Here is a 12,449-nt window from a genome sequence, read left to right on the forward strand (position 1 = left end):
GGCGCGCCGTCCCGCAGCGGGGCGCGGCGCGTACGACCGCATCGGAGCAGGGGTGATGGGCGCTTCAGGAAGAGTCACGCTGAACGACGTCGCGGCGGCGAGCGGCGTCTCCCGCGCCACCGTCAGCTTCGTCCTCAACGACGACCCCCGCCAGACGATCTCGGCCGCCACCCGCGACCGGGTCAAGCAGGCCGCCCGCGATCTGGGCTATGTGCCGCACGGGGTCGCCCGCGCGCTGCGCGAGGGCTCCTCCCGTGTCGTGGTGCTGAACATCGACGCGGGCCTGGAGGGCCACTACTCCCGCAGCTACATCGCCGGCCTCGACGCCGAGCTCGCCGCCCACGACCATGTGCTCCTGGTCCGGCACGGCCACCACACCCCGCAGTCCACCCAGCAGGTGCTCGACGCCATCGCCCCGCGCGCCGTCATCCGCTTCGGCGAGACCTACCTGACCGGCCGCGAGCTCGACGACATGGGCGGCGGCTGGCGCGACGGTCTCGCCGCCCATACGGCGATGCAGCTGCGTCACCTGGTGGAGCACGGCCACACGCACGTGGCGGTGGCGCTGCCGGACTCCGCGTCGCCGCTCGCCGCGACCCGCCTGAAGTTCACCGGGCAGGCGGCGCGGGATCTGGGCGTACCCGTCCCGGACTCGTTCGCCACCCCGCTGAATCCGGCCGCGTGCGCCGAGGCGGTCCGGACGTTCCTGGCCGACACCCCCCAGGTCACCGCGATCGCCGGTTTCAACGACGACGTCGCCCTCCGCGTCCTCGCGGCGCTGCGCGACCTCGGCCGCCGCGTACCGGAGGACATCGCCGTCATCGGCTTCGACGACAACGGGTACGGGGTCTACACCACACCGACGCTGACCAGTGTCTCCGTCGACGCCGAGGCCCATGGGCGGCTCAGCGCCCGGCTCGCCCTCGGCCTCGGCACCGGCCGGCTGCGCCCGCCGCCCGCACGGGTCGTCGTACGCGGCTCGGTCTGACCGGCCGGAGGGTAGCGGTCAGGACCGGCTCCGTCCTCTCCGAGGCGGAGGTCGAGGGCCGCCGGAGCGAGGTCCTCACCATGACCTACCGCCCGGACCACGGCCGGCTCTGGCGCAAGCGCGAGCTGTTCCTCAACGCCCACGGCACGCATCGGAAGGTCGTCGCCGACCGGGCCGTGAGCGACGCGCGGGACACCGGCGGCGACGCCCTCTTCGACGGCGTGCTGCGCACCCTGCGCACCGGCCCTGCGTAGCGCGAACCGGTCGGCGCGCGTTCCGCGCGTGCCGCACGCCGGTGATCGGGCCGGGCCGTCCGAAGATGTACGGACATGGCCTGCCCACGCCGTCCCGGCCCCTGCCGGCCGGCACGGAACAACGGAACGGAGGAGCCATGCCGGACCCGGCGGACGCCGCCCCGCACCCCTGGCCCGGACACCGCGCGGCCGTGCGGCGTCTGCTGATGCTCGCCGCCGGTGCGGCGAACGCCTTCGGCTTCCTGGCCCTGGGCTCCGTCTTCACCAGCGTGGTCACCGCCAACTCCGTCCTGCTCGGCCTGCGCCTGGGCGGCGGCTCCCTCGCCGCCGTCGGCCCCGTCGCCCTCGCCCTGCTCGGCTACGGTCTCGGAGCGGCGGCCGGCGGCCTGGTGTCGGCCGGACGCGGGCGCCTGCCGGCCGGCGGCATCCGCGCGGGACTGGCCCTGGAGACCGCCCTGTTGTGGCTGTCGGCGGGCGTCTGGCCGGCCTCGCACCAGGAGCCGGGCACCGGTCTGCGTACGCTGCTGCTCTTCGTGCTCGCCATCGCGCTGGGCTGCCAGAACGGGAGCGTGCGGGTCACCGCCGGCAGCGATGTCACCACCGGCTACCTGACCGGGCTGGTCACCTCCGCGATCACGGCGCTCGTGACCCGGGGTGCCTTCCGGGCGCGTGACGCGGCCGTGGTGCTCACCCTGGTCGCCGGGGCGCTCGCCGAAGGGGCGGCGCACCGCTGGCTGAGCTGGAGCACCCCGGTGCTGCCCGCCGTGCTGGTCACGGCGGCGCTCGGCGCGACCTGGTGGCGCACCGGCCGGCGGCCGGTCAGCTCACCGACTGCGACCGGGGTTCGGTCCGCGCGGTGACGGCGCCGCGGGCGGCGGTCACGGCGGCGGCGCAGAGCGCGATGGCACCGGCCACGACGAACGCGGTCGAGTAGCCCGACTCCGTCGGCGGCCGGCCGGGGGCCGTCGCCGACGATGCCACGATCACGGCGGCGAGTACGGAGCCGAGGGCGCCGCCGACGGTGCGCAGGATGGTGTTGATGCCGGTGGCCGCGCCGGTCTGCTCCTGGCTGACGGCGCCGACGACCAGGCCGCCGAGCGAGGCGAAGGCGAGGCCGTAGGCCAGGCCCAGGCAGGCGCACCACAGGAGTACCTCGGCGATGTGCTCGTGGAACAGGCCGAGGCCGCCCAGGGTGATCGCCGCGAGGACCGCGCCCGCCTGGAAGGCGGCCCGCGCGCCCAGGGAGCGCGCGATCCGTGCGGAGAGCGGGGCCGCGAGGAGCATGCAGACGGCGATCGGGGTCATCAGCAGTCCGGTCCTGGCCGGGGAGTAGCCGAAGCCGTATCCGAGGGCGGTGGGCGTCTGGACGAAGAGCGGCAGCAGTGTGACGGCGGCGAACATGCCCACGGCGACCACCAGGGTGGCGATGTTCGTGGGCAGCAGGCGCGGCCCGATCAGGAGCCGGAGGTCGACCAGGGGTGCCGCGACGCGCCGCTCGGCGAGCCCGAACGCGGCGGCGAAAACGGCCGCGGCGGCGAACAGCGCGATGATCCCCGGCGAGGTCCAGCCCCACGCGCGGCCCTGGCTGATGGCGAGCAGCAGGGCGGCCAGCGCGCCCGCGAGCAGGGTCGCGCCCATCAGGTCGACCCGGCCCGCGGGCACGGGCGAGGCGGCGGCGAAGGGCACGCGGGCCATCCCGGCCAGGGCCAGGAGCGCGATCACGGCGACGAGCCAGAAGAGCGCCGCGGGAGCGGTGACGTCGACGAGCGGTCCGGCGACGACCATGCCGAGGGCGCCGCCGACGCCGAACATGGCGCTGAGCCCCGCGACGACTCCGCCCAGCCGCTCGGCGGGCACGCTCTGGCGGGCCAGCCCGAAGGCGCAGGGGAAGACACCGCCGGACAGCCCCTGGAGCACCCGGCCCGCCACGACACCGGCGTAGGAGTCCCCCTGCGTGCTCACCGCGGCCACCAACGAGCCCGCCAGCAGCAGCGCGAGGCCGGTGACGATGACGCGACGGTGGCCGAACAGGTCACCGAGGCGGCCCGCCACCGGGGTCGCGACGGCGGAGGCGAGCATGAAGGCGGTCAGCAGCCAGGTCGCGCCGGTCGTGCTGACACCGAGGTCACGGGCGAACACCGCCAGCGCGGCGAGCACGATCGTCTGCGCGATCGCCACGCCGAAGGTCGCGAGCAGCAGCACCGCCGCGCCGCCCGCGGCGGGACGCCCCGAACCGCCCCTGCCTAACCTGCGCTTGACGAACAGTGCGGCGGCGGTCAGTCCGGCCAGAACCCACATCGGTCGCTCCTTCTCGATTTCGGCGTCGCCGCGTCGGACCGCCGACGGGCCACCCTTACGGCAGATAAGCAAGGTGACCCTAACTCATTCGAGACCGCTGGTCACTAATTGGGCCGGACCGCTTCGTAGACTGATGCCCGTGAACGCGAGAACACCCGGGCCGGGCAGGCCCGCGCGGCTGAGTCGTGAGCAGATCGTGGAGGCCGCGCTCGGCTGCGACCTGCGGACCGCGACCATGCGCGACATCGCGGAGCGGCTGGGCGTCTCCCACTCGGCGCTCTACCGCTGGGTCGGCAACCGCGACGAACTCCTCGACCTCGTCGGCGAGGTCGTCGTCGAGCGCATCCTCCCGGCGGCCGAGCCCACGCCCGAGACCTGGCGGCAGTGGCTCGCGGACCTCGCCTGGCGGATGCACGACCAGTTCCTCGCCGTGCCCGGTTACGCGGCCCACGTGGCGACGCCGCACCGCCACAACGCCCAGGCCTTCGGCCTGCTGCGGAGCCGCGTCATCGCGGCGTTCCGGCACGCGGGCGCCTCCGCCGAACTGGCCGAGCAGAGCTGGTACGTCTTCGGTCTCGGCGTCGTGCAGTGGCTGGGCGCCCAGCAGATGGGCCACGACCTCGGGCCCGGCGCGCCGCGCTTCGACCTCTTCCTCGACGTCCTCCTGCGCGGGCTGCCCGCCCGGGAGCCCGGGACGCGGCGGTGACGACAGCCCGGCCGCCCCGTCCCGAACCCGCTCACCCCGCCGTACGACCCTTCAGGAGCAGCGCGATGAACCGACGTACCCGCCTGGCTCTCGTGCTGGCGCTGGGCGGGCTGTTGTCCGGCTGCGCCTCCGCTCCGGCGGACCCGCGCGCTTCCCCGGCCGCCGCCGAAGAGCCCTTCTGGCAGGACGAGTTCGACGACGCGGCGGGCACCCGCCCCGCCGGGGAGTCCTGGAACACCGAGACCGGCAACCGGGACGCCGAGGGGTGGGGCAACAACGAGTTGCAGTACTACACGGACGACGCGGCCAACTCCGCGCTGGACGGCGCGGGTCACCTGCTGATCTCCGCGAAGCCGGCCCCGGAAGGCTCCGAGCTGCCGTGCTGGACCCAGGACTTCTGCCCCTGGACGTCGGCCCGTCTGACCACCGAGGGGAAGGTCTCATTGACCCGCGGCCGCGCGGAGATCCGCGCGAAGACACCCACCGGCACGGGACTGCTGCCGGCCATCTGGATGCTGGGCAACAACGGAGTCGAATGGCCCGGACAGGGCGAGATCGACATCTGCGAGGTGGTCGGCTCGGAACCGCGCACGGTGTACGGCACCGCGCACGGCCCGAGCTACTACAACGAGAACGGCATCGGCGCCTCCACCACCCTCCCGGCCGACGCGTCGCGGGCGTTCCACACCTACGCCGTCGACAAGCAGCGGCGCCGCATCACCTGGTCCGTGGACGGGAAGCCGTACTTCACCCTGACGCCGTCGAAGCTGCCCGACCCCGACGACTGGGTCTTCGAGCAGGACATGCACCTGCTGCTCAACGTCGCCGTCGGCGGCGACTGGCCCGGCCCGCCCGACGACTCGACGCCGTCCCCCGCGACGATGACCGTCGACTACGTGCGCTTCTACGGCGAGGGCTCCGGCACCTGAGCGGGCACGGTGTCCTGGCCCGCGCGGCGGCGGGCCTCGGCGTCGGCGTCGGTCCGGGCGTCGTAGGTGAGGAGTTTCGGCAGCGCGGCGGTGAGCAGGCCCACCGTGGCGACGCAGGCGAGGCCGCCCGTCCAGATCGCCGGGCGGGCGCCGGTCCAGCCGGCCATCGCCCCGGCGCGGACCTGTCCGAGCTGCGGGCCGATGCTGTAGGAGAGGACCTCGATCCCGGCGAGCCGGCCGCGCAGGCGGTCGGGGATGGTCTGGTTCCAGATGGTCGAGCGGCCCAGACCGCTCAGCATGTCCCCCGCGCCCGCCAGGCCCAGGCACAGCAGCACCAGCCAGATGCGCGAGGTCCAGCCGGCCGCCGTGATGGCCAGGCCCCAGCCCGCGGCGCCGCACACCACCAGCAGCCCGTGCCGCCGGGTCCGTGACACCCAGCCGCTGGTCAGGCTGACCACCAGCGAGCCGACGGAGCCCGCCGCGTACATCAGGCCGAGCGACCATTCGGCGTCGAGCTCGTCGGCGAGGAACGGGAAGATCGTGTTCGGGAAGGCGAAGAACATCGCCGCCAGGTCGACCGCGTAGGTGCCGAGGAGCACCGGCCGCGACCACGCGTACCGGGCGCCTTCGGCGATGCCGCGCCACGACGGTTTCGCGGCCGGGTCGACGGGCGGCACGGACGAGAGCCGGCGGCACATCAGGACCGACGCGGCGAAGGAGACCACCGTGGTGGCGTACGCGGGGACGTTGCCGGCGTACGCCACCACCAGGCCCGCCAGCGCGGGCCCGCCGATCGCGGCGGCGTTCCAGCGCAGTCCGTTGAGGGCCGCCGCCGCGGCGAGCTGGTCATGCGGGACGATGCGGGCCATCAGCGAGTCCATCGCGGGGCGTTGCAGTCCGGCGAGGGCCGCGACTCCGGCCGCGACGACGTACAGAGGCCACAGCATGGGGTGCGGCAGCAGGGCGTTCAGGAGCAGGACGACCGCGAGGAGTCCGAGGCCCGCCTCGGTCAGCACGATCACCTTGCGCCGGTCGACGGCGTCCGCGAGCGCCCCGCCGTACAGGCCGAAGACGACCAGCGGGACCAGTTCGACGGCGCCCATCGCGCCCACCGCGAGCGGTGAGCCGGTCAGGTCCTTGATCTGGAGCGGCAGCGCGATGAGTGCCATGACGCTGCCGAGGTAGGTGACCAGGCCCTGCACCCACAGGAGGCGGAAATCGCGTGAGGAGCGCCAGGGCGCGAGGTCGGGCAGCAGTGCCGTGAGCTTGGGACTCATGAGGCGGGGGCCTCCTGACGCTCGGCCGCGGCCGTCGAGTGATGACGGCCGATGGGCAGCACGAGCGGTTTGCCGGAGAGCGGGTCCTCGATGACGCGGCTGTCCATGCCGTACACGGCGCGGACGGTGTCCTCGGTCATCACCTCGCCGGGTGTTCCGGCGGCGTGCAGCCGACCGGAGGCGAGGGCGACGAGCCGGTCCGCGTAGCGCGCGGCCAGGTTCAGGTCGTGCAGGACCATCACGATCGTGGTGCCGCGGGTCCGGTTGAGGTCGGTGAGCAGGTCCAGTACCTCGATCTGGTGGCTGATGTCGAGGAACGTGGTCGGTTCGTCGAGCAGCAGCAGGTCGGTCTGCTGGGCCAGGGCCATGGCGATCCACACGCGCTGGCGCTGGCCGCCGGAGAGTTCGTCGACGGCCCGGTCCACCAGGTCGGTGGTGTGGGTGGCCGCCAGGGCGGCGGTGACCGCGGCGTCGTCCTCGGCCGTCCAGCGGGAGAAGGCCCGCTGGTGGGGGTGGCGTCCCCGGCCGACCAGGTCGAGGACCGTGATGCCTTCGGGCGTGACCGGCGACTGCGGCAACAGGCCGAGCGTGCGGGCGAGTTCCTTGGCGGGGGCGCGGTGCACCTCCTTGCCGTCGAGGACGACCCTGCCGGTGCGCGGGGTGAGCAGCCGGGACATCGAGCGCAGCAGGGTTGATTTGCCGCAGGCGTTGGCGCCGACGATCACCGTGATCTTTCCGGCCGCGAGGGTCAGGTCCAGGCCCTCGATGACGGCGCGGTCGCCGTAGCCGAGCGTGAGGTCCTCGGTGGCGAGGGTGTGGGACGCGGTCACAGTGAGCCTCCGGCCCGGTTGGTGCGGACGATCAGGTAGACGAGGTAGGGGGCGCCGAGGACGCCGGTGACGACGCCCACCGGGTAGCGGGTGTCGAAGGCGTACTGGCCGGTGAAGTCGGCGACCAGGACGAGCAGGGCGCCGACCAGCCCGGCGGGGACCAGCAGGGACCCGCCGGTGCCGACGAGACGGGCGGCGATCGGGCCGGAGAGGAAGGCGACGAAGGCGATGGGTCCTGCGGCGGCCGTGGCGAACGCGATCAGGCCGACGGCGGCGACGATGACCGTGACGCGGGTGCGTTCGACGCGGACGCCGAGGGCCGACGCCGTGTCGTCGCCCAGCCGCAGCGCGCTCAGGTCGCGGGCCTTGGACAGCAGCACCGGGCTGAGCACGAGCGCGGCGACGACGGTGGGCACGGTGTCGTCCCAGGTGGTGCCGTTGAGACTGCCGGTGAGCCAGCGGGTCGCCTCCTGGAGGTCCCATTCGGCGGCCTGGGAAAGCACGTAGGAGGTGACGCTGTCGAGCAGGGCGGCGATGCCGATGCCGATCAGGATGAGCCGGGTGCCGGCCACCCCGTCGCGGAACGCCAGGGTGTAGACGAGCAGCGCCACCCCGAGCGCGGCGGCGATGGCCAGGACGGACACCTCGGTCTCGCTGAGCGAGAAGGTGACGATGGCGACGGCCGCGGCCGCGCTCGCCCCGCTGCTGATGCCGATGACGTCGGGGCTGGCGAGCGGGTTGCGCAGCATCGTCTGGAAGGTGACACCGGCGATGCCGAAGCTGAACCCGGCGGCCAGTGCGAGCACCGCGCGCGGCAGCCGCAGCCGGCCCACGGTGAAGGAGGCGCCCGGCACCTGCTCACCCATGACCACCCGCCACACGTCGCGGGCCGGGTAGAAGGTGTGCCCGGCCATGAGCGTGGTGACGAACGCGGCGACGACGAGGACGAGCAGCGTCGCTACGATCAGCCGCCGCCGGCGGGCGCCGCGCACCCTCGCCCGGGTGACGCTCCGCAGTGCGGACGGGGCGGCAACGGCAGGGACGCTCACAGGGATCTGACCTTCTGTCGGCGGACGATGTGGATGAAGAAGGGGGCGCCGACCAGCGCGGTCACGATGCCCACCTCGATCTCGGACGGCCGTGCCACGACCCGGCCCGCCACGTCCGCGGCCGTCAGCAGGATGGCGCCGCTCAGCGCGGAGAACAGCAGCAGCCAGCGGTGGTCCACACCGACGAGGAGGCGGCAGGCGTGCGGTACGACGAGCCCGACGAAGGCGATCGGTCCGGCGACCGCGGTGGACGCCCCGCACAGGACGACCGCGCCGAGCGCGGCGGCGGCCCGTACCAGCGCCACCCGCTCGCCGAGTCCCGCGGCCAGTTCGTCGCCCAGGGCGAGGGAGTTGAGGGCGCGGGCGCAGGCGAGGCAGATGACGCAGCCGACGCCGAGGAACGGCGCCACGGTGCCGAGCTGTGCGTAGGAGGCGCCTCCGACGCCGCCGATCTGCCACAGCCGGAAGGTGTCGGAGATGTCGTTGCGCGGCAGGACGACGGCGCTGACCAGCGAGGCGATGGCGGCCGAGGTGGCGGCTCCGGCGAGGGCCAGCTTCAGCGGGGTGGCGCCGCCGCGGCCCAGCGAGCCGACGGCGTACACGAATGCGGCGGTCAGGGCCGCTCCCAGCATCGCCACCCAGATGTAGCCGGACACCGACGCGAGGCCGAAGTAGGCCATGGCGGTGACGACGGCGAGGGAGGCGCCCATGTTCACGCCGAGGATGCCGGGGTCGGCGAGCGGGTTGCGGGTGACTCCCTGCATGACCGCGCCGGCCAGTCCGAGGGCGGCACCGACGGCGACGGCGAGGAGCGTGCGCGGTACGCGCTTGGTGACCGCCGCCTCCTCCAGGGTGTGGTCCGCGCCGCCGAGCGCCGACCACACGTCGGACCAGGCGACGTCGCGGGAGCCGAACGCCAGGGAGGCGGCCATGGCCACGAGCAGGGCAGCGGCGACCACGAGGAGCCAGGTCACGCGCGTCCGCGCCGGACGCCGTACCAGTACGGCGTCCGGCGCGGGCGGGGCTTGGGTCACGCTCACTTGACGTTGTCCGCGGCCTTGGCGAGCGCTGCCACGTAGTCGTCCAGGACGTACGGGATGGACAGCGGGGTGGGGTTGGCGGCGGTGGCCAGCGGGGTGCTGCCGGGCAGCAGGTAGATCGAGCCGCGCTTGACGGCGGACAGCTTCGAGGTGAGCGGGTCGCTCTTGAGCGCCTTCAGCAGCTCGCCCTTGTCGTCGCCGTAACCGGTGATGATGTCGACGTCGTTGAAGTCGTCGATGTGCTCGGCGCTCTTGGTGAGCACGAACTTTGTCGTCGACTCCGACGGCCCAAAGACGCTGGCCGGGATCTTCATGCCGAGGTCGGTGAAGAACTGCGTGCGGGTGTCGTGGGTGGTGTAGAAGCCGACCTCGCTGACGTCCTTGGACGACACGTGCGTCATGAACATCGCCGACTTCCCCTTGAGCTGGGGGTACTTGGCGACGGTCTTGTCGATCTGTCCCTCGAGGTCGCCGATCAGCTCGTCGCCCTTGTCGGCCAGGCCGATGGCCTTGCTGTTCTGGCGGATGATGTCGCGCCACGGGGTCGCCCAGGCGGCCTCGGGGTAGGCCACGACGGGCGCGATCTCGCTGAGCGTCTCGTAGTCCTGCTTCGTCAGTCCCGAGTAGGCGGCCAGGATGACGTCGGGGCGGGTGTCGGCGACGGCCTCGAAGTCGATGCCGTCGGTCTCGTCGAACAGGACCGGCGTCTTGGCGCCGAGTTCCTTGAGCCGGGCCTCGGTCCAGGGCAGCACACCGTCGCCGTCGTCGTCGCCGAAGTTGGCCTTGGCCATGCCGACGGGGACGACGCCGAGGGCGAGCGGCACCTCCTCGTTGGCCCAGTTCACAGTGGCGACGCGCTGGGGCTTGGCGGGGATCTCGGTGGTGCCGAGCGCATGCTTGATCGTCACGGGGAACTGGCCGTCGGCACCGGCCGCGGCGGCACTGCTGTCGTCCTTGTCGCCGGACTCGCCGCCACATGCGGTGAGTCCGAACAGGAGGGCCGCCGCGAGGGCGAGCGCGCGAAGGCGTGGGGTTCTCATAGACCCGGGTTCCACTTTCGGTCGAGGGCGCCGGCTCACACGTCCAACGCACGTCCGGGCCACGGACGGCGGGGCGCGGAGCGGGACACCGCACGTGCAACAGCAAGTTAGGTAAGCCTTGCCTGTGCACACCATATGGAGCCGGGGCGGCGGCATCAATCGAGCCTTTTCGACAGCCCTTGTAGCGATCGGGACACGCGGACGGATGTACGGGCCCGCAGACCGGGCCAGGAAAGACCCCTGGTCAGTGGGCGCGGAACCTGCCCGGCGTCATCCCCGTGGTCCGCCGGAACGCCGCCCCGAACGCACTCGCCGAGCGGTAGCCCACCGCGTCGGCCACGACGTCGACCTCGAAACCGCGCGCGAGCAGCCGCACGGCGTGCTGGGCGCGGACCGAGGCGACCCAGCGGACGTAACTGCTACCGGTCTCGGCCCGGAAGGCGCGCGTGAGCGTGCGCGGACTGCACCCGAGGGCGGAGGCCCAGCCCGTCAGCGTCCGCCGGCCGGCGGGATCGGCCCGCACCGCGTCCACGATCGGGCGCAGCAGCGCGGAGGTCGGCAGCTGCACCAGCAGCGCCCGCGGCGACGGGCGCAGCACGTCGAGCACCATCGTCTCGGTCACCGTCCGCGAACGCGGCGACAGGTCCGCCTCCTCCAGTCGCTCCAGCAGCAGTTTCAGCAGCGGGGTGATCTCCACGCCCACCGGCTCGTCGGGCAGCGCCGACAGGGTGCCGTGGCGGAAGAAGTGCGCGCGGTAGGAGGTGCCCGCGACCGCGGAGGCGGAGTGCAGCCGCCCGGCCGGCATCCACAGCCCGAGCGTGGGGGTGATGCACCACACCCGGGAGCCCACCACCGCCGTGGACGTGCCGCGCTCGTTCCAGAGCAGTTCGTGCCACGGGTGCGAGTGGTCGTTCCACGCCGTGTCGGCGGCGACGACCTCCTCGTAGCCCTTGATCACGAACGGCACGTCCACCGCGCCCGCGGCGACCGCCGGCAGATTCCTGGTGACACGCATGCGCTCAGGCTACTGATCGCCCAGGTGATTGCCCTCTCCCGGCCCGGGGAACCCGGGCCCGGTGCTCCCAGCCGACGAAAGGGCGGACTCCATGGCCGAGGTTGACGCACGCAGCGCGCGGAGCGACGACGCGCCCCTTCCGGGCGGCCCCTGGCCGGCCGAGCTGATGAGCCGGCTGGAACGCAGTTCCGCCCTGGACACCGTGACGAGCCCGCTGCAGAAGGCCGTGCGCGCCCTGCCGCTGGGACGGGCGCGGGAGGTGCTGCGGGGCCGCCCCGTGGGGCACTCCCTGCACCCCGCGCTGGTGGAACTGCCGCTGGGCGCCTGGCTCTCCGCCTCGGTGCTCGACGCCTTCCCCGGCACCCGGCGCGGCGCCACCGTGCTCGTCGGCGTCGGCACGGCCGCCGCGCTCCCCGCGGCGCTGGCCGGCTGGGTGGACTGGGCCGAGCTGCACGAGCAGCAGATGCGGACCGGGGTGGTGCACGCCGCCGCGAACGCGGCGGCCGTGGCGCTGTGCGGCGCCTCCTGGCTGGCCCGGGTCCGCGGCCGCGGCGGGCGCCTGCTGCTGCTGGCGGGCGTGACCGTGGCGGGGGCGGGCGGACTGCTCGGCGGTCACCTCGCCCACCGGCAGGCGGCCGGCACCAACCAGGCCGAGGCCGTCCCGCACCTGCTGAGCCCCGAGCCGTACGACCTCGGGCCCGTGGACGAGCTGCCGGTGGGTCAGCTCGTACGGCGCACGGCGGACGACGTGCCGCTGGTGGTGCTGCGCGACACCGACGGCTCGGTGCACGTCCTCGCCGACCGGTGCAGCCATCTGTCGGGACCGCTGCACGAGGGCGAGGTCTCGGACGGCTGCGTGGTGTGCCCCTGGCACAGCACCGCCTTCCGCCTCTCGGACGGCGCCGTGATGTCGGGCCCGGGAACCGCTCCCCAGCCGCGCTTCTCGACCCGGGTCGAGAACGGCCGCCTGCTGGCCTGGCTGCCGGGGGCCGGCTGAGCGAGGCGCCCGGAGGAAGGCCCCCG

At 73.7% G+C, this 12,449-nt stretch carries 13 protein-coding genes; 6 read left to right on the forward strand and 7 right to left on the reverse strand.

All coding sequences use genetic code 11. The features are described from left to right. The first annotated feature begins 55 nt into the window (after window positions 1-55). From ACFV6E_RS32090 to ACFV6E_RS32100, 3 genes are all read left to right on the forward strand, one after another. Window positions 56-988 (forward strand): LacI family DNA-binding transcriptional regulator, encoded by a 933-nt coding sequence (locus tag ACFV6E_RS32090; RefSeq protein ID WP_385177038.1) that lies wholly within the window; start codon window positions 56-58, stop codon window positions 986-988. An 80-nt stretch (window positions 989-1,068) separates the two neighbouring features. Beyond that, a complete protein-coding gene (locus ACFV6E_RS32095) occupies window positions 1,069-1,242 on the forward strand; it encodes a hypothetical protein (protein WP_385177036.1) in 174 nt (57 codons plus the stop codon). A gap of 137 nt (window positions 1,243-1,379) precedes the next feature. Beyond that, complete coding sequence (locus ACFV6E_RS32100; protein ID WP_385177034.1) at window positions 1,380-2,102, forward strand: DUF1275 family protein; 723 nt, start codon at window positions 1,380-1,382, stop codon at window positions 2,100-2,102. Here the strand turns inward: ACFV6E_RS32100 and ACFV6E_RS32105 are convergent. Then, window positions 2,062-3,540 carry an MFS transporter gene (locus ACFV6E_RS32105; protein ID WP_385466392.1) on the reverse strand — a complete coding sequence of 493 codons (1,479 nt, stop codon included), beginning with the start codon at window positions 3,538-3,540 and terminating at the stop codon, window positions 2,062-2,064. The genes ACFV6E_RS32100 and ACFV6E_RS32105 overlap by 41 nt on opposite strands. 139 nt (window positions 3,541-3,679) lie before the next feature. On the opposite strand from ACFV6E_RS32105, the gene ACFV6E_RS32110 reads away from it, so the two are divergent. Next, window positions 3,680-4,246, forward strand: coding sequence for a TetR/AcrR family transcriptional regulator (locus ACFV6E_RS32110; protein ID WP_385177030.1), 567 nt, complete (start codon window positions 3,680-3,682; stop codon window positions 4,244-4,246). Window positions 4,247-4,311: 65 nt separating this feature from the next. Beyond that, window positions 4,312-5,175, forward strand: a complete 864-nt coding sequence (locus ACFV6E_RS32115; RefSeq protein WP_385466395.1) for a family 16 glycosylhydrolase — start codon at window positions 4,312-4,314, stop codon at window positions 5,173-5,175. On the opposite strand, the gene ACFV6E_RS32120 is transcribed toward ACFV6E_RS32115, so the two are convergent. The 6 genes from ACFV6E_RS32120 to ACFV6E_RS32145 form a co-directional block, all read right to left on the reverse strand. Beyond that, window positions 5,151-6,452 (reverse strand): MFS transporter, encoded by a 1,302-nt coding sequence (locus ACFV6E_RS32120; protein WP_385177027.1) that lies wholly within the window; start codon window positions 6,450-6,452, stop codon window positions 5,151-5,153. The two genes, ACFV6E_RS32115 and ACFV6E_RS32120, sit on opposite strands and share 25 nt — an antisense overlap. Then, window positions 6,449-7,282 carry an ABC transporter ATP-binding protein gene (locus tag ACFV6E_RS32125; protein ID WP_385466398.1) on the reverse strand — a complete coding sequence of 278 codons (834 nt, stop codon included), beginning with the start codon at window positions 7,280-7,282 and terminating at the stop codon, window positions 6,449-6,451. Before ACFV6E_RS32125 ends, ACFV6E_RS32120 begins: the two co-directional genes overlap by 4 nt. Then, entirely contained in the window at window positions 7,279-8,331 is a 1,053-nt protein-coding gene (locus tag ACFV6E_RS32130) for a FecCD family ABC transporter permease (RefSeq protein WP_385177024.1), read from the reverse strand. Before ACFV6E_RS32130 ends, ACFV6E_RS32125 begins: the two co-directional genes overlap by 4 nt. Beyond that, window positions 8,328-9,371: a FecCD family ABC transporter permease gene (locus tag ACFV6E_RS32135; RefSeq protein WP_385466401.1), complete on the reverse strand. Its 1,044-nt coding sequence runs from the start codon at window positions 9,369-9,371 to the stop codon at window positions 8,328-8,330. The genes ACFV6E_RS32130 and ACFV6E_RS32135 overlap by 4 nt, the downstream gene beginning before the upstream one ends. After that, window positions 9,368-10,411, reverse strand: coding sequence for an iron-siderophore ABC transporter substrate-binding protein (locus tag ACFV6E_RS32140; protein WP_385466404.1), 1,044 nt, complete (start codon window positions 10,409-10,411; stop codon window positions 9,368-9,370). Before ACFV6E_RS32140 ends, ACFV6E_RS32135 begins: the two co-directional genes overlap by 4 nt. 244 nt (window positions 10,412-10,655) lie before the next feature. Then, window positions 10,656-11,426 carry an AraC family transcriptional regulator gene (locus tag ACFV6E_RS32145; RefSeq protein WP_385466407.1) on the reverse strand — a complete coding sequence of 257 codons (771 nt, stop codon included), beginning with the start codon at window positions 11,424-11,426 and terminating at the stop codon, window positions 10,656-10,658. Window positions 11,427-11,517: 91 nt separating this feature from the next. Between ACFV6E_RS32145 and ACFV6E_RS32150 the strand changes: the two genes are divergently transcribed. Further along, on the forward strand, window positions 11,518-12,423 hold the full coding sequence (locus tag ACFV6E_RS32150) for a Rieske (2Fe-2S) protein (RefSeq protein WP_385175763.1): 906 nt from the start codon (window positions 11,518-11,520) through the stop codon (window positions 12,421-12,423). The last annotated feature ends 26 nt before the right edge of the window (window positions 12,424-12,449 follow it).

The sequence above is a fragment of the Streptomyces sp. NPDC059785 genome (genome assembly GCF_042732375.1).
Taxonomy (GTDB): domain Bacteria; phylum Actinomycetota; class Actinomycetes; order Streptomycetales; family Streptomycetaceae; genus Streptomyces.